Consider the following 18,895-nt stretch of genomic DNA (forward strand, 5'->3'; position numbering starts at 1 on the left):
GCAGCGCGTTGAGCGCTACCGCCTAGACCTGGAGATCATAGCTCTTGAGCAAATCGTACAGGGTCGGCCGGCTCACTCCCAGCAGCTTGGCGGTATTGGAGATATTACCGTCGGCGCGCGCGAGTGCCTGGCCGATCGCCGCGCGGTCGGCGGATTCGCGGACCATGCGCAGGTTGAGTGCGGGTTCGGGGTCACCGCCCGGCAGGTCGAGGTCGGCGGCGGTGACGAGCTTGCCGTCCGCCATGATAACCGCGCGCTTCATGCGGTTTTCGAGCTCGCGGACGTTGCCCGGCCAGCCCCATGCCGCGATCGCGTCGCGCGCCTCGGGCGCAAGCCCGGTGACCGCCGAGTCGAGCGTGCGCGCGTAGAGCTTGAGGAAATGCTGCGCGAGCAGCACCGCATCGCCGCTACGCTCGCCGAGCGACGGGATCCGCACGACGATTTCCGCCAGACGGTAATAGAGATCCTCGCGGAAGCTGCCTGCCGCGACCATCGCATCGACATCCTGATGTGTCGCGCAGACGATCCGCGTATCGACCGCGATCGCCTTGCGCCCGCCGATCCGCTCGATCGTACGCTCCTGGAGGAAGCGCAGCAGCTTGACCTGCAACGGCAAAGGCACGTCGCCGATCTCGTCGAGGAACAGCGTGCCCCCGGCGGCCTGTTCGATCTTGCCCTCGGTGGTCTTGAACGCGCCGGTGAACGCGCCTTTCTCATGCCCGAACAGTTCGGACTCGAGCAGAGTGTCGGGGATTGCCGCGCAGTTGATCGCGACGAATGCGCCGTCGCGCCGCCCGCTCGTCTCGTGGAGTCCGCGCGCGAGCAGTTCCTTGCCGGTGCCCGACGCGCCGAGCAGCATCACCGAGACATCCGCGCGGGCGACGCGCTCGATCGTGCGCGTCACCTTGAGCATTTCGGGGCTGGCGGTGATCATCCCACCCAGCGCGGTGCCGGTGGTGCGGGCGGCGAGCCGGCGGTTCTCGGTCTCGAGCGCATGGACGTGGAACGCGCGCGCGACGATCATCCCGAGCGCATCGATATCGATCGGCTTTGCGTAGAAATCCCACGCGCCCTCGGCGATCGCCTGGAGCGCGCTTTCGCGGGCACCATGCCCCGAGGCGACGATCACCTTGGTATCGGGCTTGAGCTTGAGGATCTCGGCAAGCGTCGCGAACCCCTCGCGCGTGCCGTCGGCGTCGGGCGGCAAACCGAGATCGAGCGTCACCACCGCGGGTTCGTCCGCGCGGACCGCGTCGATTGCGGTCGCGCGGTCGACCGCGGTGATGACCTGATAATCCTCATAGGCCCAGCGCAACTGGCGCTGGAGGCCGAGGTCGTCCTCGACGATCAGCAATTTGGGCTTGTCGCTCATGCCGCTGCGTCCAGGCTGCGCGCCTGGGGGAGGTGGACGCAGAAGCGCGTGCCGTGGCCGGGCTGGCTGGCGACGGTGACATGGCCCCCCATCGCCTCGGCGAGTTGCTTCGCCTCGAATGCGCCGATCCCGAAGCCAGCGGGCTTGGACGAGGCAAATGGCTTGAACAATTGGTCGCGCAGGAAGGCGGGGGTCATCCCGCAGCCGTGATCCTCGACGATGACGGTGGCGTGTCCGCCGTCGACGGTCAGCGATAGCGCGACCGGGGCGTCGGCGGGACTTGCCTCGATCGCATTCTGGAGGAGGTGCGCGAGCACTTGCTCCAGGCGCGCCGGGTCCGCCTGTGCAAGCAACGCCGGATCGCCGGAGACCGTGACCGGATGATAGGCCCTGCGGGTGCGGGCAACGCGTTCAAGCACGTCGCGCAGCGCGACCGGTTGCAGCGTATCGGCGCGCGCGCGGTGGTGCTGCGACAGGCGCGCGAGCAGGTCGTTCATCCGCCCCGCGGAGTCCTTGAGCGTTGCGACCATGTCGACGCGGAAGTCGGGATTGTCGGCATGGCGTTCGGCATTGCGGGCGACCAGCGTCAGCTGGCTGACGAGGTTCTTGACGTCGTGCAGGATGAAGGCGAACCGACGGTTGAACTCGTCGAACCGCTGCGCCTCCGCCAGCGCCTCCTGCGCGCGCGCTTCCGCGAGGTAGCTCGCGACATGTCGACCGGCGATCCGCAACAGGTCGAAATCCTCCCAGTCGAGCGCCCGGTCGATCGGCGGGCGCGCGAGCAGGATCGCGCCCTGAAGGCGACCGAGATGCGCAAGCGGGACGATCGCCCAGCCGTCGCCCTCCAGCATCCAGCGCGGGATTGCGGCGGCCTCGACCGCGTCGGTCGCGCTGGACCGGACCGTATCGAGTTCGACGATCCGGCCGGTGTCGACGAGATATTGCGCCAGTGCGGCAGGGGCGCTGCCGCTCGGCAGATCCCAGTTCCAGTCGAGCCCGACGCCGAGACCTCCGCCCGGTCCGGCCGATTCCGGGACGAGCAACAGTCCCGCCGGGGAATCGGTGAGGTCGGCGACGGCCTTGACGATCCGCTGGTCGAGCGGGGCGGCATCGTCGGGCTTGCCAAGCGTGTCGGTGAAGCGGATCCACTCGCTGCGGTAATCGTAGCGGTGGCGGAACAGGTGTTTCGCAACCTTCACCTTGGTCCAGGCGCGCACCCGTGGCGAGGCGAGGAACGCCAGCCCGGTCGCGGTCGAGCCGACGACGAAGGCGGTCTGCCACAGGCGGGCATCGTGGCCGCTCACCAGCGCGATGATGCTCGTCGCCGCGACCATGGCCGCGGCGTAGAGCACCACCGCCGCAAATGAGAGCGTCTGCCACGCGATGGTGCGCGACAGGTGCAGCGTCCAGTCGCCGTTGCGCGTGACCGCAATCAGCAGCGCGGGGGCGGCCACGACCATCACGATCCCGCGCGCCACCACGATCTGGCCGGGGATATCCGCCTCGAGCCAGGCTGCGCCATACAGCAGGAGGTCGCTCCCCCACATCGCCGCCAGCGCGAGGACGACAAGCCGGATGCCCCCGCGCGTGCCCGGTGCGGCGGCGGTATAGAGGTGGTGGACCAGCACGATCGCGCTGATCGCCGCCATCATGTGCAGGACGAGGCGTAGCGTCGCGATCTCCGGCAGCATCGCTCCGCCCGACCCGATCCACACCATCGCGAGGCCCGCATTGACCAGGACCAGCAGCGCGACGATGCCGTACAGGATTGCGACCGCACGATGTTCGGGCGTGCGCGGGTCACGGCGGACGAGCGCATACATGAAACCGAGCCACGCGAGGTTGCGCAGCGACTCGGCGACCCGCGGAATCCCGTCCGATTGATCGATCCCCGCGATCGACAACGCCCATAAGGCGGTGGCAAGCAAGGCTGCGATGAACGTCACGCGCGGGAGTCCGGTGGCGCGCTCGTGCAGGCGTGACAGAGCGACGCCTGTAAAGAGCAACGCGGCCAGTGCGTGGCTCAACAGGATCGGCATTGCTAGGCCGGCTTCGATGCTCAGCGCGCGCCCTCCGGCCACAGGACGACGCGGATCGTCTGGAGCAGGATCAGCAGGTCGAGGAAGGGCGAATAGTTTTTCGCATAGTACAGGTCGTATTCGAGCTTCTGCCGCGAATCGTCGATCGATGCGCCATAGGGGTAATTGATCTGCGCCCAGCCGGTGATGCCGGGCTTCACCATGTGGCGCTCGGCGTAATACGGCAGTTGCTGTTCGAGATCGTCGACGAACTGCGGGCGCTCGGGACGTGGGCCGACGAAGCTCATTTCCCCCTTCAGCACCGACCAGGTTTGCGGCAGCTCGTCGATCCGGACTTTTCGGATCAGGCGACCGATCCGGGTCACGCGCGGATCGTTCTTTTCCGCCCAGACCGCGGTGCCGGCGACCTCGGCGTCCTGCCGCATCGACCGCAACTTGATGCAATCAAACCCGACATTGTAGAGTCCGACCCGGCGCTGGCGGTAAAAGGCCGGCCCCTTGCTCTCGAGCTTGATCGCGATCGCGGTGATCAGGATCAGCGGGAGCGTCAGCGTGAGCAGGATGAAGCTCGCGGCGATGTCGAACAGCCGCTTGAACATCGACGACAGCATCCGCCCGGATGAGAATCCGTCGGAAAAGATCAGCCAGCTCGGGTTGACGCTCTGCAGGTCGACCCGCCCGGTCTCGCGTTCGAGGAAAGTCGAGATCTCGTTGACATGGACGCCGGTCGTCTTGATCCGGAGCAGGTCCTTGAGCGGCAGGGCATTGCGCCGTTCCTCCAGCGCGAGGACGACTTCGCTCGCGTTGAGCAGGACGACGTGGTCCGCCAGATTGTAGATCGCATCCCGCGCGATCGCCTCGGGAATGACGCGCGCGCTTTCGCTCATCGAGACATAGCCGACCACCACGAAGCCCGATCCCGGCGTCTGCGACAAAGCCTTGAGTCGCGCGGCCCGCGCGCCCGCGCCCAGCACGACGACGCGGCGCTTGAACACCTGGCCGCCGAGCGTCTTGCCCAGCAGGATGCGCAGCGCGATCATCAGGACGGCCGCGATCAGCATCGAATACAACAGGCTGGAGCGCCAGAAGGTGATCGTCGGCAAGGCGAAATAGATCACGCTCAGGAAGATGGTGCCAAGCGTGACCGCAACGAGGATCCGTGCGACCGCATGCCGCAGCGACTGCAGCGCACTCGCGCCGTAAACGCCGACCGCGAACATCGCGAGATCCACGCTGCCCGCAAAGGTCACGAGCTGGGGAACCCGGTCCGACATCGGAATGAGCGGCAGGACGAGCTGTCCCATGCGAAGCGTGTAGCCGAGCTCGCCCGCGAGGATCAGCAGGCACACGTCGAACATTCCGAGCAGCAGCACGGCGTTTGGGATATAATGTTTGAACAGCCTGATCATCGCATGCGTACCCTGTCCACCCGCAAAAAACGCGCGCCGATGACAGCTCCTTCAACGGTTGAACCGTGATGTCGCAGAAATTGACGAAGAAAGACTGAATTCGCGGGATCGCGGTTGATCGAGGGCGGTTACCAAATCCGCGCACGCGCGCTAGAGCGGGCGTCAACAAGGAGTCGCCCGAATGCCGCAGTCCACACCGATCGTTCCAGTCATCCTGTCGGGAGGTTCGGGGACGCGTTTGTGGCCGATGTCGACTCCCGCGATGCCCAAGCAGATGCTGGCCCTGACCGCGGAAGACACGATGCTCCAGCTGACCGCCAAGCGCGCGCAAGGCGGGCGGTTTGCCGCGCCGATCGTCGTCGCCAACGCGCGGCATGCGGACATGGTCGAGGAACAGTTGCACGCGGTGCGTGCCGCAGCGCAGGCGCTGATCCTCGAACCGGTCGGTCGCAACACCGCGCCCGCCATCGCGCTCGCCGCGCTCGCCGCCCCTGGCGACGCACCGCTGCTGGTGATGCCGTCGGATCACGTCATTCTCGACGTTCCCGCCTTTCACGCCGCGATCGAGGCGGCGCTGCCCCTGGTTGAGCAGGGCTGGCTGGTGACCTTCGGGATCGACCCGCATGCACCCGAGACGGGGTACGGCTGGATTCGCATCGGCGAGGAGATTGCGGGCGGCGTCCACCGGGTCGCGCGGTTCGTCGAGAAGCCGCCGCGTGATGCCGCCGAGGCGATGCTCGCCGCGGGGGATCACGCCTGGAACGGCGGGATCTTCCTGTTCCGTGCGGATGCCTATCTGGAGGCGCTTGCAGTTCATGCGCCCGAGATGCTGTCGGCCTGCCAGCGCGCCATGGCCGATGCACGCCACGATGGCGCGCGGGTCTTTCCAGACGCGGAAGCGTTCGGGGCGGCGCCGTCGGACTCGATTGATTATGCGGTGATGGAAAAAGCCGAGCGGGTCGCCGTCGTCCGCGTCAGCATGGGCTGGAGCGATCTCGGCAGCTGGGATGCGCTTTATGAGATCAGCGAGCACGACGCTGACGGCAATGCGCACGTCGGCCAGGGCAATGGCGAGGTGATTGCGATCGATACCCGCAACTGCCTCGTTCGCAGCGATGGCGCACGGGTCGCTATGGTCGGCGTCGAGGATCTGATCGTCGTTGCGAGCGGCACCGATATCCTGATCCTGCCACGCGGGCGCAGCCAGGAGGTCAAGGCGCTGATCGAGGCGATGAAGCGCTGAGCTGACCACCGGGTTTTCGCGTCCAACAAAAAGGGCCGGGGGATCGCTCCCCCGGCCCTTTTTTTCGTCCAGCCGAGACGGGCTGGGTGGTCCGGTCCTTGCCGAGCCGACAGGGGCCCGCACCGGCCGAAGCCGGTGCAGGTCCCGCCGGATCAGAAGTCCATGCCGCCCATGCCGCCCATGCCGCCGCCGCCGCCCATGGGCATGGCGGGCTTGTCTTCCGGCATTTCCGACACGGCCGCTTCGGTCGTGATCAGCAGGCCCGAGACCGAGGCTGCGTCCTGCAGCGCGGTGCGGACGACCTTGGTCGGGTCGATCACGCCGCTCTCGACGAGGTTCTCATACTGGTCGGTCTGTGCGTTGAAGCCCATCGTCGGGTCGTTGCCGTCAAGCAGCTTGCCCGAGATGACCGCACCGTCATGGCCCGCATTCGCCGCAATCTGGCGAACCGGCGCGTAGAGCGCCTTGCGGACGATATCGATGCCGCGGGTCTGGTCGTCGTTCGCGCCCTTCATGCCCTCGAGGGCCTTGGTTGCGTACAGCAGAGCCGTACCGCCGCCGGGGACGATGCCCTCTTCGACGGCTGCGCGGGTTGCGTGCAGCGCGTCGTCGACGCGGTCCTTGCGCTCCTTGACCTCGACTTCGGTCGAACCACCGACCTTGATCACGGCAACGCCGCCGGCCAGCTTTGCGAGACGCTCCTGGAGCTTCTCACGGTCATAGTCGGACGTCGTGTTCTCGATCTGCTGACGGATCGCATCGGTGCGGCCCTTGATCGACTCGTGATCGCCCGCGCCATCGACGATGGTCGTGCTGTCCTTGTCGAGCGTGACGCGCTTGGCGGTGCCGAGCATGCCGAGCGTGACCGACTCGAGCTTGATGCCGAGGTCTTCCGAGATCATCTCGCCCTTGGTCAGGATCGCGATGTCCTCGAGCATCGCCTTGCGGCGATCGCCGAAGCCCGGTGCCTTGACCGCTGCGACCTTGAGGCCGCCGCGCAGCTTGTTGACGACGAGCGTGGCGAGCGCCTCACCCTCGATGTCCTCGGCGATGATCAGGAGCGGACGGCCCGACTGGACGACGGCTTCCAGGATCGGGAGCATCGCCTGCAGGTTCGACAGCTTCTTCTCGTGGATCAGGATGTAGGGATCCTGAAGCTCGACGGTCATCTTGTCGGGGTTGGTGATGAAGTACGGCGACAGGTAGCCGCGGTCGAACTGCATGCCTTCGACGACGTCGAGCTCGAACTCGAGACCCTTGGCTTCCTCGACGGTGATCACGCCTTCCTTGCCGACGCGCTCCATCGCTTCAGCGATCTTCTCGCCGACGACGGTGTCGCCGTTTGCCGAGATGATGCCGACCTGGGCGACTTCCTTGGTGCCGGCAACCGGCTTCGAGCGGGCCTTGAGGTCCTTGACGACTTCGACGACCGCGAGGTCGATACCGCGCTTGAGGTCCATCGGGTTCATGCCCGCTGCAACCGACTTCATGCCTTCGCGAACGATGGCCTGCGCCAGAACCGTTGCGGTGGTCGTGCCGTCGCCGGCGATGTCGTTGGTCTTCGACGCGACTTCGCGCAGCATCTGCGCGCCCATGTTCTCGAACTTGTCCTTGAGCTCGATTTCCTTGGCGACGGTGACGCCGTCCTTGGTGATGCGCGGGGCACCGAAGCTCTTGTCGATCACGACGTTGCGGCCCTTTGGCCCCAGCGTGACCTTGACCGCGTCGGCGAGAATATCAACGCCGCGGAGAATGCGCTCACGGGCGTCACGCCCGAATTTTACGTCCTTGGATGCCATGGTGGGCTACCCTTTCAGAAGTTGAAGATAGTGAAGGTCGTTTACGGAAAGACTCAGGCAACGATGCCGAGAATGTCCGATTCCTTCATGATCAGAAGGTCTTCGCCGTCGATCTTGATCTCGGTGCCAGACCATTTGCCGAACAGCACCTTGTCGCCGGCCTTGACTTCGAGCGGGTGGATTTCACCGGCTTCGTTGCGGGCGCCGGTGCCTGCGGCAACGACTTCGCCTTCCTGCGGCTTTTCCTTGGCAGTTTCCGGGATGATGATCCCGCCTGCGGTCTTCTCTTCTGCCTCTACGCGGCGGACGAGGACGCGGTCGTGCAACGGACGAAAGTTCATGCGCGGAGTCCCTTTTCTATGAACAGCTGTTGGCACTCGCCAGCAGTGAGTGCCAGCACGGCGCATATGCGTACGCCACCCGGCATCGTCAATACGGGCCTGCCGCGATTCCGTGGCGAGCCGGTCCGATTGGCAGGCGGGCCGAGCCTCATGGCAAAAAGCTGTGTTGCGCCGCTAACACGCATTTACTCCGCCCGGGGGCTGCTCTAGCTGTAGGCGGTATTTTTCCGCATTGCAGGGAGCGGCGCAGGTGAAACTCGTTCGGGGCGCTTGGAGAATTCTGGTCGGGATCAAGGACGCGCTGGTGCTGGTCGCCATGCTGCTGTTCTTCGGCCTGCTGTTCGGCGCGCTGGCGGCGAAACCCAATACGGGCGCGATCAAGGATGGCGCGCTGGTGCTCAAGCTCGACGGCCCGATCGTCGAGCAGCCGTCGCCCGGCGACCCCTTCGCGGCGCTCGGCGGCGGCGGGTCGACCCCGGAATATCGCCTGCGCGACGTCGTGCGTGCGCTCGACAAGGCGGCGAAGGACGACCGCGTCAAGACGGTGGTGCTCGATCTCGACTCGTTCGCGGGCGGCTATCCCGCCGCGCTGACCGAAGTCGGCGACGCGCTCCGTCGCGTGCGCGACGGTTCCGATGGGAAGGGGGGCAAGCCGGTGCTTGCTTACGCCACCGCCTATACCGATGGCGGCTACCGCCTCGCCGCGAACGCGAGCGAGATCTGGATGAGCCCGATGGGGGGCACGCTGTTCATGGGGCCGGGCGGAAGCCAGCTCTATTACAAGGGCCTGATCGACAAGCTCGGCGTCAACGCGCACGTCTATCGCGTCGGCAAGTACAAGTCGTTCGTCGAGCCTTACACGCGCACCGAAGCCTCGCCCGAGGCGAAGGAAGAAGTCGTCAAGCTGTACCAGGTGCTGTTCCAGCAGTGGCAGGAGGTCGTCACCAAGGCGCGGCCCAAGGCGAAGTTCCAGCCGTTCCTGGCGACCCCGGGCGCGGTCATCACCGCGGCGCAGGGGAATATCGCCGAGGCCAACCTGAAGGCAGGGATCGTCGACAAGCTCGGCACCCGGCTCGATTTCGGCAAGCGCGTCGCGCAGCTTGCCGGCACCCCCAGTGGCAAGGCACCCGGGACGTTCAACACGATCAAGCTCGCCACTTACGTCGCGGCGAACCCGCTGCCGACCGCGGGCGCCAAGATCGGCGTGCTGACGATCGCGGGCGACATCATCGACGGCAAGTCGAAGGCGGGCTCGGTCGGCGGCGACACGGTCGCCAAGCTGGTGCTGGAGGGCCTCGCCAAGAAGGACCTCAAGGCACTCGTGGTCCGCGTCGATTCGCCCGGCGGGTCGGCGCTCGCGTCCGAGGACATGCGCCGCGCGATCATCGAGGCCAAGGCGCAGAAGCTGCCGATCGTCGTGTCGATGGGCAACCTCGCGGCGTCGGGCGGCTATTGGGTGTCGACCGTGGGCGACGTGATCTTCGCCGAACCGACCACGATCACCGGATCGATCGGCATCTTCGGGATCATCCCGACCTTCGAGAACACGCTCAAGAAGATCGGCCTGACCTCGGACGGTGTCCGCACCACGCCGTTGTCGGGGCAGCCGGACATCTACGGCGGCACCACGCCCGAGACCGACACGATCTTCCAGGCGGGAATCGAGAACGGCTATCGCCAGTTCATCACCCGCGTCGCCAATGCGCGCAAGATGACGCCCGAGCGCGTCAACGAGATCGGGCAGGGGCGCGTGTGGGATGGCGGCACCGCGCGGCAGCTCGGGCTGGTCGATCGCTTCGGCGGGTTGCAGGATGCGATCGACGAAGCCGCCAAGCGCGCCGGGTTGAAGCCCGCCGACGTCCATGCCGAATATCTCGAGAAGAAGCCGGGCGCGTTCGCGATGATGCTCCAGCAGATCCTGTCGTCGGGTCGCGACGATGACGATGCCTCGGCGGGCGACGCGTTCACGCGGATGGCGGCGGATCGCCGCGCGGTGTTCGCGCGCGCGCTGGGCGACGTGAAGCGGATCGGCACGGGCGCCGCGATCCAGGCGCGCTGCCTCGAGTGCGACGGCATCGGCGGGACCGCACCGCGCCCTGGCGATGCCAAGCTGCTCGATCTGGTGCTCGCGCGGTTCGCGCTGTGATCGCGCCGCGGGAGGTTCCGTCCGAGGGGCCGACCCGCGTCGCGGTACGCCCCGCGACGCTCGACGATGCGGCGGCGATCGCGGCGATCTATCGCTCCTATGTCGAGCGCGGGACGGTCTCGTTCGAGTCCGACGCGCCCGACACCGCGACGATGTGCGCGCGGATGGCAAAGTCGAACGGGCTCTACCCGTGGCTGGTGGTGACCGAAGGCGAGGGTGGGCCGGTACGCGGCTATGCCTATGCCTCGGCGTTCCGCGATCGACCCGCGTATCGCTACACGATCGAGACGACGGTCTATCTCGAGATCGGCACGCATGGGCGTGGCAACGGGCGGCAATTGTACGACGCGCTGATCGATACGGTCCGCGCGCAGGGCTTTACCCACGCGATCGGCGTGATTGCGCTGCCGAACGACCATTCGATCCGGCTGCATGAATCGGTCGGGTTTAGGCGCGCGGGGTTCTTCCGCGAGGCGGGGTATAAGGACGGGCGCTGGATCGACGTGGGGTACTGGCAGTGCGAGCTGAATGCGGCGACGATCCCGCCGATGGAGCCGAAACCGTTCAGCGAGACGGGGATGGTGTGGAGTTGGTGACTTTCTAAGCCCCTCCCCTTCAGGGGAGGGGTTGGGGTGGGGAAGTGATGGCCACTGAGGCGGAGTTGCTGGCTCGCGCGCATGAGATGCGGCGCAATCCTACCGAGCCTGAAGTCCGGCTGTGGCGGGCGCTTTCCAATTCTCAGCTGAATGGTTTGAAGTTCCGCCGCCAGCATGTCGTGTTCGAGGCTCAGGCGATACTGGACTTCTTCTGTCCTGCGATCGGACTTGGGGTGGAGGTCGATGGCGACACGCACGATGGGCCTGCCGATGGCAAACGCGACGTTCGGTTGAGGGCGCTCGGCTTTACGATCATCCGTTTCGGCAATCCCGACGTCATGACGAACCTCGCGGGCGTTGCCGAGATCATCGCGGCCACTGCTTCCACGCTTCCCGACCGGTGGCAGCGCACTGCCCCACCCCAACCCCTCCCCTGAAGGGGAGGGGCTTTTCTGGTGAGGTCTTCCCAAGGGAAGCGGCTTTCCTGGTGAGGGCTCTTCAAGGGGAGGGGCTTTCTACACGCTTCGCTTCAGGCTAAGCGCTCAAGCAAATGACCGACGCTCCCACCCCCGCACCCGCGCGCGATTACCGCGATACCGTCTTCCTGCCGAAGACCGATTTCCCGATGAAGGCTGGGCTGCCCGCCAAGGAGCCGGGGATTCTCGCGAAGTGGCAGGCGATGGGGCTGTACGAGAAGGTCCGCGCCGCGCGCGCCGGCCACGAGAAGTTCATCCTGCACGACGGCCCGCCGTACGCGAATGGCGACATGCATATCGGCCATGCGCTCAACCACATCCTCAAGGATACGGTGTGCCGCACGCAGACCTTGCTCGGCAAGGATGCGCCATACGTGCCCGGCTGGGATTGCCACGGCCTGCCGATCGAGTGGAAGGTCGAGGAACAGTATCGCGCCAAGAAGCGCAACAAGGACGAAGTCCCGCCGCGCGAGTTCCGCGCCGAGTGCCGCGCCTATGCGCAGCATTGGGTCAACGTCCAGCGCGAGCAGCTCAAGCGGCTCGGGATCAACGGGGACTGGGAGCATCCCTATCTGACGATGGATTTCGCGGCCGAGGCGACGATCGTCACCGAGTTGATGAAGTTCGCTACGAGTGGCCAGCTCTATCGCGGCGCCAAGCCGGTGATGTGGTCGCCGGTCGAAAAGACCGCGCTCGCCGAGGCCGAGGTCGAATATGAGGACGTGGTGTCGACTCAGATCGACGTCGCGTTCGAGATCGTGGACGCGCCGAACGCGCCCGAGCTGGTCGGCGCGCATGCGGTGATCTGGACGACGACGCCGTGGACGATCCCGGTCAACCAGGCGCTCAGCTATGGGCCGGAGATCGAATATCTGCTGGTCCGCTTCGACGACATGGCCGAGGGGCCGCGCACGCTGCTGGTCGCGCATGATCTGCTCGAAAGCTTCGGTGCGCGGATCGGGCATCCGGTGATCCTCAAGATCGGCGACAGCGCGGGGACGGTGACCGCGTTGCAGTCGATCAAGGGCTCGCAGCTCGAAGGCGCGACCGCGCGGCATCCGATGCATGCGCTTGGCGGGTTCTTTGCCAAGCCGCGGCCGTTCCTGCCGGGCGACTTCGTCACCACTGACGCGGGCACCGGGCTCGTCCACATGTCGCCCGACCATGGCGAGGACGATTTCCTGCTGTGCAAGCAGTACGGGATCGAGCCGGTCTTCGCGGTCGATGGCGCGGGGATGTATCGCGACGACTGGGCGTGGCTCGGCGGGCAGGGCTCGGTGATCAACAAGAAGTTCGTCAGTGCCGAGGGGCCGATCTGTGCGGACCTGCGCAACGTCGGCGCGCTGATCGCGGCGAGCGACGATTTCGCGCACTCGTATCCGCATTCGTGGCGGTCGAAGGCGAAGGTGATTTTTCGGGCGACGCCGCAATGGTTTATCCCGATGGATGCACCGCTTGATAACCCCTCCCCCTCGGGGGAGGGGTTGGGGTGGGGCAGTCCAGCAGAGCGGGCTCTCGGTGAGACACCCCCCACCCCCAACCCCTCCCCTGAAGGGGAGGGGCTAACTCTAAGACAAACCGCGCTCGCCGCCATCGAAGCCACCACCTGGTATCCCCCCAAGGGCCAGAACCGCATCACCGCGATGGTCGCAGGGCGCCCCGACTGGGTGATCAGCCGCCAGCGCGCGTGGGGCGTGCCGATCACTTTGTTCGTCGATCGCAAGACCGGCCAGTATCTCGTCGATCCCGCGGTCAACGCGCGGATCGTCGCGGCGGTCAGCGCCGAGGGCGTCGATGCGTGGAGCGAGGAAGCTGCGCAGGACCTGCTCGGCCCGGACTATGCACTGGCCGATTACGAGCGTGTCACCGACATTCTCGACGTGTGGTTCGACAGCGGCTGCACGCATGCGTTCGTGCTCGACAGTGGGCGCTGGCCCGACCTGCAATGGCCCGCCGACCTGTATCTCGAAGGCTCGGACCAGCATCGCGGCTGGTTCCAGTCATCGCTGATGGAGAGCTGCGGGACGCGTGGGCGCGCGCCGTACAACGCGGTGTTGACGCACGGGTTCACGATGGATTCCAAGGGCATGAAAATGTCCAAGAGCCTCGGCAACACGATCAACCCGCTCGACCTGATGAAGGAATCGGGCGCGGACATCCTGCGGCTGTGGGCGCTGTCGGTCGATTTCACCGAGGATCACCGGATCGGCAAGGAGATCCTGAACGGCGTCTCCGACCAGTATCGCAAGCTGCGCAACACCTTCCGCTATCTGCTGGGTGCGCTGGAGGGGTTCGACGAGGCCGAGCGGCTCCCGGTCGCGGAGATGCCCGAGCTCGAACGTTATGTGCTCCAGCTGCTTGCCGAGCTCGATGCCAAGCTGCGCGCGGCGGTCGCGGTGTATGATTTCAACAGCTATGTCCGGCTGCTGACCGAGTTCGCGCAGGAGGATTTGTCCGCCTTCTATTTCGATATCCGCAAGGACTCTCTGTATTGCGACGGGGTGGACGATCCGAAGCGGCGCGGGTGCCGGACGGTGTTCGACATGCTGTTCCACGCGCTGGTGCGCTATGCCGCGCCCGTGCTGTGCTTCACCGCCGAGGAGACGTGGCAGTCGCGCTTCCCGAGCGAGGACGGTTCGGTGCATCTGCTCGAATGGCCCGAGTTGCCCGCGGTCGACGGAGTCGATGCCGCGCATTGGGCGCAGGTCCGCGCGCTGCGCACGCAAGTGACCGAGGCGATCGAACCGCTGCGGCGCGAGAAGATTGTCCGCTCGAGCTTGGAGGCGGAGGTCGTCGTTCCCGAGGCGCCGATGCCGGTCGAGGCGTTGGCCGAACTGTTCATCGTCGCCAAGGTGACGACGGGCGCAGAGGTGTCGGTCAGCCGGACCGACTTCCACAAATGCGGGCGTTGCTGGCGGCATCTGCCCGAAGTCACCGTCGACGGCGAACTGTGCGATCGCTGCGAAGAGGTGGTCGCATGAAGCTGCCGCTGGCCGGACTTGCGACCGCCGCGCTTCTGTTCGTTTGTGACCAGGCGGCGAAGCTCGGCGTGACCGACGGGCTCAAGCTCGATGCGCTGAGCGATGCGCATTACGTCACGTCTTTCTTCAACCTGCGGTTCGTCGCCAATCATGGCGTGTCGCTTGGGCTGCTCCATGCCGATACCGACACGATGCGGTGGCTGCTGGTCGCGATGACCGGGGTGATCGCGCTCGGCGTGCTGGTGTGGATGTGGCGCGAAACCAACCGCGCGGAGCAGGCGGCGCTCGGCCTCGTGCTCGGCGGCGCGGCGGGGAATATCCTGGATCGCGTGCGGCTTGGCTATGTCGTCGATTTCGCCGACCTCCATTTCGGCAGCTGGCAGCCGTTCCTCGTGTTCAACATCGCGGATGCGGCGATCTCGATCGGCGTCGTCATCTTGTTCGCGCGCGCGCTTCTGGTACGAGAGAAGCCGGTGCGGGGGAGTCCGGCAGCGGATGCACCGGCGACAACACCAGCGACGGGGCCCGGATCGCCCCGGGCACGATAGAATCAGGGGCAGATCAGGGCCCAACGGAGACTTTGCATGCGTATTTCGACGATCCTCCCCGCTGCGCTTGCGCTCGTTCTGCTGTCGGGTTGTGCACACAACCGTGTCCACGGACGTAGCGGCCCCGACGAGTTCACCGTCGCACGCCAGGCCCCGCTGGTAATCCCGCCCGATTTCTCGCTGACCCCGCCCAAGCCCGGTGCGGCGCGCGCGAACGACGTCAGCGCCAATGCGCAGGCGCTCGACGCGCTGTTCGGCGGCGCGGCGCAGCGCAGCGCGGGCGAGGCGGCGACGATCAGCCAGGCCGGGATCGACAATGACGACCCGGGTATCCGGTCGTCGGTCGGCGATCCGGGCACGACCGTCGTCGACAAGGGCACGACGACGCGCGACATCGTCTCCGCGCCCGAAGGCGACGGCCAGACCGCACGGACGTCCACGCCGAAGTAAGCGATGACCGGACGCGGTCAGGACGAAGCGCGACCGCGTCGGTTGCGCAACATCCGCCGTCTTACCAGGAATGGCTCCAATAGGTGACGACTGCGGCATGCGGGAACAACGTCCTGCCGACCGATGCGGGCAGGATCCGTTGGTCTTTTCGGAGGCGGTCGCGAAGGCGTTTGTGGATCAGGTTGGTCCAGTCGAGTGGATACCAGACCGGCCCGGGAAGGAGAGTCGGTCGTGCATAGCGGAGCGAAGCCCGCTGACGCTCGTTGAGGAGTGCCAGCACGGGTGCCAACTCCGCCATGACGGCTGCTTCGTCGAGCCTGACGAACGCATCATGAGCCTGCTTGAGCAGCACCGGCCCGGTCAACGCTTCCGGCCCAGAGGTTGCTGCGGCGGGGCTAGCGGCTGCGTCGAGCATGCGTTTGATAGCAAATAGCCAGAATATCTGGAACGGCCGCGAGGCCATGACGGCATTCGGAAGCGCATGGGCGAAATCCGGGTTGCCTCCCATCCGGCACAGCACGACCGCACCCGCCGTCGCGCTTGGGTGAATCGGCCGGAGGCATTCGGTATCCATGTCTGCATACAGGCCACCGAATTCGAACAGAAAGAAGAACCGCACCGCATCGGCGCGGAAGATCTCCCGTCGGTAGCTGTCGTAGACGGGCAGCGCCCAAGCGAAGCGATCCGCGATGAACGCGCGATTGTCGGCATCGTCCCACAGCAAGACCTGGCAGTCCGGGTTGAGATCCACGAAGGTTTGCCGCCAGTGCCGGTAATTGGCGGGGATCACCGAGCGGCTCTTCCAGGTCTGATAGATCAGCGGGGGGAAGCTGTCGGGATCTGCCGTGCCCATCCGTGCGACATCCTCGCGATAATTGCCCGGTACGGGCGCTTCGCTGGCAGCGGGGATGACGGCGGTTGCATCGTGGCGGTCCCGGTACAGGAAGCGGGCAACACGCCACGCCGATTCCTCCGTAAGCGAATGGATAACGCGCTTCGCCCGCAGAATCGTCGGTTCTGCCATCGCAGAGGCCCCCTGTTCTGATGGCGGTTCGTCAAGCACGCTTAAGGAACAGGCAACAGGCGAAGCGTTGGAAGAGCGACTCGCTCCCCCGGCCTGTGCCGGGGGAGCGTTTTTTATTATAATTCTAGCGTGGTCAAAACGCCACGCCCAACGAGGCGACGACGCCGCCCTTGCTGACGTTGCGGCCGCCGCTCGACAGGAAGCGGGCGTCGGTGTCGACATAGGATACGCCGAGCGTCAGCACCTTGTAGGTCGCGGTCGCGCCGAGGCCCCAGTCGGTATAGCCCTTCTTGCCGGTCGAATCGGTCGCGAGCCAGCTTGGCCCAAAGCTGTGCCCGACATGCGCGGTCAGCCCGAGCGGGGTCTTGGGGATGCCCGCCGAGAAATCCCCGGCGAGATAGACGTTGTCGCGCTTGCGCAGCAGCCCGGACGCGCCCTGGTCGAGCGCGAGCGCCTTCTGCTTGGGCGCGTAATTGACCGTCACCTTGGAGGTCAGCGGGCCGAAGGTGTGCGAGATGTCGACATACGGCTCGACGAAGTCAGAGCTGCTGGCGTCGCCGGCCGGATGCGTCTTCGGGTAGAAGTAATAGAGCGCACCGATGTCGAATGTCGTGCCGCCGACGGTCTTCTTATAGCCGCCGATCAGATCGATTTCCTGATGTCCGGTCCCGGCGACGGTGACGTAATTGTCGACCGACGACCCCCAGACCGACGCATAGAAGCCCGATTCATGCGTAACCGTGATCGACCCTTGAACCGCCGCATTGCGATCGGTCTGCGAGATCCCGCGGAAGCGATAGTCGGTGACGACCGCCGCGGTGCCGTTGATCGTGATCGCGGGTGGTGGGGCGGTTTCCTGCGCGAACGCAGGGGTAGCGAATCCGGCGAGCAGCAGCCCGCCGAGCGTTGTTCTGGAGAAGCGCATCATTTCCCTTTCGAAATGCGACTGTCCCCGCCTGCCGTCTTCGATCCGGCATCTGTCGAAGGCTTGAAGCCGTCCCGCGCCGATGACCGAAGAGGCGGTAATGATGCCGTGTTTCACCGCACCGCACAAGAAGCATTGCGCGAGCATTGCTGGTTCGTAAGGCAATGTTGCTGTCGGGCCACAGCGTCGGGTCAGCGCGTGGCGGTGAACCGCTCCAGACCCGCGGCGAGGTCGGCGATCAGATCCTCGGTGTCTTCCAGCCCGATCTGCAACCGCACCATCGGCCCGGCATCGGCACGGCGCGTCGCGGTGCGATGGCGGTGCGGGTCGACCGGGATCGCAAGGCTTTCATAACCGCCCCAGCTATAGCCGATCCCGAAATGCTCCAGCCCGTCGATCAGCGCGGCGCGCGCCGCCTCGGTGCCGCCCTGCAATACGAACGAGAACAAGCCGGACGAGCCGGAGAAATCGCGGAGGAAGGTTTCATGCCCCGGGCAGTCGGGCAGGGCGGGATGCAGCACGGTGGCGACCTCGGGGCGGTCGTGCAGCCAGCGCGCGATCTGGAGCGCGCTCTGTTCGTGCTGGCGCAGCCGGATCGCCATGGTGCGCAAACCGCGTGACCCGAGCCAGCAATCGTCGGGGCTTGCGACCTGCCCGAGCTGGAAGCTGGTGTCGCGCAGCCGTGCGAAATGCCCCGGCGCGGCGGTGACCGAGCCGAGCATCACGTCGCTGTGCCCGACGACGTACTTGGTGCACGCAAGGATCGTCAGGTCGATCCCGTGCGCGATCGCTGGGAAGAACAAGGGCGTCGCCCAGGTGTTGTCGAGCAGCGTCGTGATGCCACGCGCCTTGGCGACGGCGACGATCGCGGGGATGTCCTGCACCTCGAAGGTCAGGCTGCCCGGGCTTTCGAGCAGGATCGCAGCGGTGGTGTCGCCGATGAAGTCGGCCATGCCCGCCCCGATCAGCGGATCATAGAAGCGCGTGGTGATCCCCATCCGCGCGAGCAGCCCGTTGGCGAGCGAGCGGGTCGGGTCATAGGCGGTGTCGGGGATCAGCACTTCGTCGCCGGGGGACACGACCGAAAGCATCGCAGTGGCGATCGCGGCGACGCCCGATGGATAAAGGAACGTACCTTCGGCGCCGGGCTCGAGTTCGGTCAGCGCGTCGGCGAGGCTCCATTGGGTCGGGGTGCCGCGGCGGCCGTAAAAGAGCCGGTGGTGCGTGTCGCGCGCGCCGGCGGCGCGGAGGTCGGCGACCGAGTCGTACAGGATCGTCGAGGCGCGCCAGACGGGGGTGTTCACGATCCCCTGGGTCCATTCCTTGCGGCGACCGGCGGTGACGACGCGGGTGGAGTTGCCCTTGGGGGTGTCGGTCTTCTTCATGGTGTCGCTCCGGCAGTGCCGGGACTGCAAAGCGGGGGATGCGAAAGAAGGCAAGCGTCTAGCTTAAGCCCCTCCCCTTCAGGGGAGGGGTTGGGGGTGGGGCTGTGCCTCGCAGAGAGTTAGGTTCTGCTGGACTGCCCCACCCCAACCCCTCCCCTGAA

15 protein-coding genes are annotated in these 18,895 nt (G+C 66.1%); 7 read left to right on the top strand and 8 right to left on the bottom strand.

The genetic code is table 11. The annotated features are described in order from the left end of the window. Positions 1-22 precede the first annotated feature (22 nt). From prsR to RH91_RS07475, 3 genes are read right to left on the bottom strand one after another with little or no spacing between them, the layout of a single operon-like run. Positions 23-1,372 carry a PEP-CTERM-box response regulator transcription factor gene (gene prsR / locus RH91_RS07465; protein ID WP_010162025.1) on the bottom strand — a complete coding sequence of 450 codons (1,350 nt, stop codon included), beginning with the start codon at positions 1,370-1,372 and terminating at the stop codon, positions 23-25. Continuing rightward, a complete protein-coding gene (gene prsK, locus RH91_RS07470) occupies positions 1,369-3,453 on the bottom strand; it encodes an XrtA/PEP-CTERM system histidine kinase PrsK (RefSeq protein WP_010162027.1) in 2,085 nt (694 codons plus the stop codon). Before prsK ends, prsR begins: the two co-directional genes overlap by 4 nt. Then, on the bottom strand, positions 3,432-4,820 hold the full coding sequence (locus tag RH91_RS07475) for a TIGR03013 family XrtA/PEP-CTERM system glycosyltransferase (RefSeq protein ID WP_010162028.1): 1,389 nt from the start codon (positions 4,818-4,820) through the stop codon (positions 3,432-3,434). Before RH91_RS07475 ends, prsK begins: the two co-directional genes overlap by 22 nt. Positions 4,821-5,001: 181 nt before the next feature. On the opposite strand from RH91_RS07475, the gene RH91_RS07480 reads away from it, so the two are divergent. After that, complete coding sequence (locus RH91_RS07480; RefSeq protein ID WP_198283242.1) at positions 5,002-6,063, top strand: mannose-1-phosphate guanylyltransferase/mannose-6-phosphate isomerase; 1,062 nt, start codon at positions 5,002-5,004, stop codon at positions 6,061-6,063. A gap of 152 nt (positions 6,064-6,215) precedes the next feature. On the opposite strand, the gene groL is transcribed toward RH91_RS07480, so the two are convergent. After that, positions 6,216-7,862: a chaperonin GroEL gene (gene groL / locus RH91_RS07485; protein WP_010162030.1), complete on the bottom strand. Its 1,647-nt coding sequence runs from the start codon at positions 7,860-7,862 to the stop codon at positions 6,216-6,218. Positions 7,863-7,915: 53 nt separating this feature from the next. After that, entirely contained in the window at positions 7,916-8,203 is a 288-nt protein-coding gene (gene groES / locus RH91_RS07490; RefSeq protein WP_010162031.1) for a co-chaperone GroES, read from the bottom strand. A gap of 250 nt (positions 8,204-8,453) precedes the next feature. On the opposite strand from groES, the gene sppA reads away from it, so the two are divergent. From sppA to RH91_RS07520, 6 genes are all read left to right on the top strand, one after another. Continuing rightward, entirely contained in the window at positions 8,454-10,349 is a 1,896-nt protein-coding gene (sppA, locus tag RH91_RS07495) for a signal peptide peptidase SppA (protein ID WP_010162032.1), read from the top strand. Continuing rightward, positions 10,346-10,945, top strand: a complete 600-nt coding sequence (locus RH91_RS07500) for a GNAT family N-acetyltransferase (RefSeq protein ID WP_010162033.1) — start codon at positions 10,346-10,348, stop codon at positions 10,943-10,945. Before sppA ends, RH91_RS07500 begins: the two co-directional genes overlap by 4 nt. Before the next feature lie 47 nt (positions 10,946-10,992). Continuing rightward, a complete protein-coding gene (locus RH91_RS07505; RefSeq protein ID WP_010162034.1) occupies positions 10,993-11,382 on the top strand; it encodes an endonuclease domain-containing protein in 390 nt (129 codons plus the stop codon). Between the two features lie 113 nt (positions 11,383-11,495). Beyond that, the gene (gene ileS, locus RH91_RS07510) at positions 11,496-14,402 is read left to right on the top strand and encodes an isoleucine--tRNA ligase (RefSeq protein ID WP_010162035.1); all 2,907 of its coding nucleotides are present in this window, start codon (positions 11,496-11,498) and stop codon (positions 14,400-14,402) included. Then, on the top strand, positions 14,399-14,950 hold the full coding sequence (gene lspA / locus RH91_RS07515; RefSeq protein WP_010162036.1) for a signal peptidase II: 552 nt from the start codon (positions 14,399-14,401) through the stop codon (positions 14,948-14,950). The genes ileS and lspA overlap by 4 nt, the downstream gene beginning before the upstream one ends. Before the next feature lie 36 nt (positions 14,951-14,986). Further along, on the top strand, positions 14,987-15,400 hold the full coding sequence (locus tag RH91_RS07520) for a DUF3035 domain-containing protein (RefSeq protein WP_010162037.1): 414 nt from the start codon (positions 14,987-14,989) through the stop codon (positions 15,398-15,400). Positions 15,401-15,461: 61 nt separating this feature from the next. On the opposite strand, the gene RH91_RS07525 is transcribed toward RH91_RS07520, so the two are convergent. The 3 genes from RH91_RS07525 to metC form a co-directional block, all read right to left on the bottom strand. After that, entirely contained in the window at positions 15,462-16,424 is a 963-nt protein-coding gene (locus RH91_RS07525; RefSeq protein ID WP_010162038.1) for a glycosyltransferase family 32 protein, read from the bottom strand. Positions 16,425-16,557: 133 nt separating this feature from the next. Beyond that, positions 16,558-17,349, bottom strand: coding sequence for a TorF family putative porin (locus RH91_RS07530; protein ID WP_029623694.1), 792 nt, complete (start codon positions 17,347-17,349; stop codon positions 16,558-16,560). A gap of 191 nt (positions 17,350-17,540) precedes the next feature. Then, a complete protein-coding gene (gene metC / locus RH91_RS07535; RefSeq protein ID WP_010162040.1) occupies positions 17,541-18,734 on the bottom strand; it encodes a cystathionine beta-lyase in 1,194 nt (397 codons plus the stop codon). Positions 18,735-18,895: the final 161 nt, after the last annotated feature.

The sequence above is a fragment of the Sphingomonas sp. PAMC 26617 genome (assembly GCF_000242835.1).
In the GTDB taxonomy this organism is placed as follows: Bacteria; Pseudomonadota; Alphaproteobacteria; order Sphingomonadales; family Sphingomonadaceae; genus Sphingomonas.

What these genes read in the sequence shown, in the direction of transcription:
- prsR (WP_010162025.1), bottom strand. Translation starts at nt 1,372, where the DNA reads ATGAGCGACAAGCCCAAATTGCTGATCGTCGAGGACGACCTCGGCCTC.
- RH91_RS07475 (WP_010162028.1), bottom strand. Translation starts at nt 4,820, where the DNA reads ATGATCAGGCTGTTCAAACATTATATCCCAAACGCCGTGCTGCTGCTC.
- RH91_RS07480 (WP_198283242.1), top strand. Translation starts at nt 5,002, where the DNA reads ATGCCGCAGTCCACACCGATCGTTCCAGTCATCCTGTCGGGAGGTTCG.
- groL (WP_010162030.1), bottom strand. Translation starts at nt 7,862, where the DNA reads ATGGCATCCAAGGACGTAAAATTCGGGCGTGACGCCCGTGAGCGCATT.
- groES (WP_010162031.1), bottom strand. Translation starts at nt 8,203, where the DNA reads ATGAACTTTCGTCCGTTGCACGACCGCGTCCTCGTCCGCCGCGTAGAG.
- RH91_RS07505 (WP_010162034.1), top strand. Translation starts at nt 10,993, where the DNA reads ATGGCCACTGAGGCGGAGTTGCTGGCTCGCGCGCATGAGATGCGGCGC.
- ileS (WP_010162035.1), top strand. Translation starts at nt 11,496, where the DNA reads ATGACCGACGCTCCCACCCCCGCACCCGCGCGCGATTACCGCGATACC.
- lspA (WP_010162036.1), top strand. Translation starts at nt 14,399, where the DNA reads ATGAAGCTGCCGCTGGCCGGACTTGCGACCGCCGCGCTTCTGTTCGTT.
- RH91_RS07520 (WP_010162037.1), top strand. Translation starts at nt 14,987, where the DNA reads ATGCGTATTTCGACGATCCTCCCCGCTGCGCTTGCGCTCGTTCTGCTG.
- RH91_RS07525 (WP_010162038.1), bottom strand. Translation starts at nt 16,424, where the DNA reads ATGGCAGAACCGACGATTCTGCGGGCGAAGCGCGTTATCCATTCGCTT.
- RH91_RS07530 (WP_029623694.1), bottom strand. Translation starts at nt 17,349, where the DNA reads ATGCGCTTCTCCAGAACAACGCTCGGCGGGCTGCTGCTCGCCGGATTC.
- metC (WP_010162040.1), bottom strand. Translation starts at nt 18,734, where the DNA reads ATGAAGAAGACCGACACCCCCAAGGGCAACTCCACCCGCGTCGTCACC.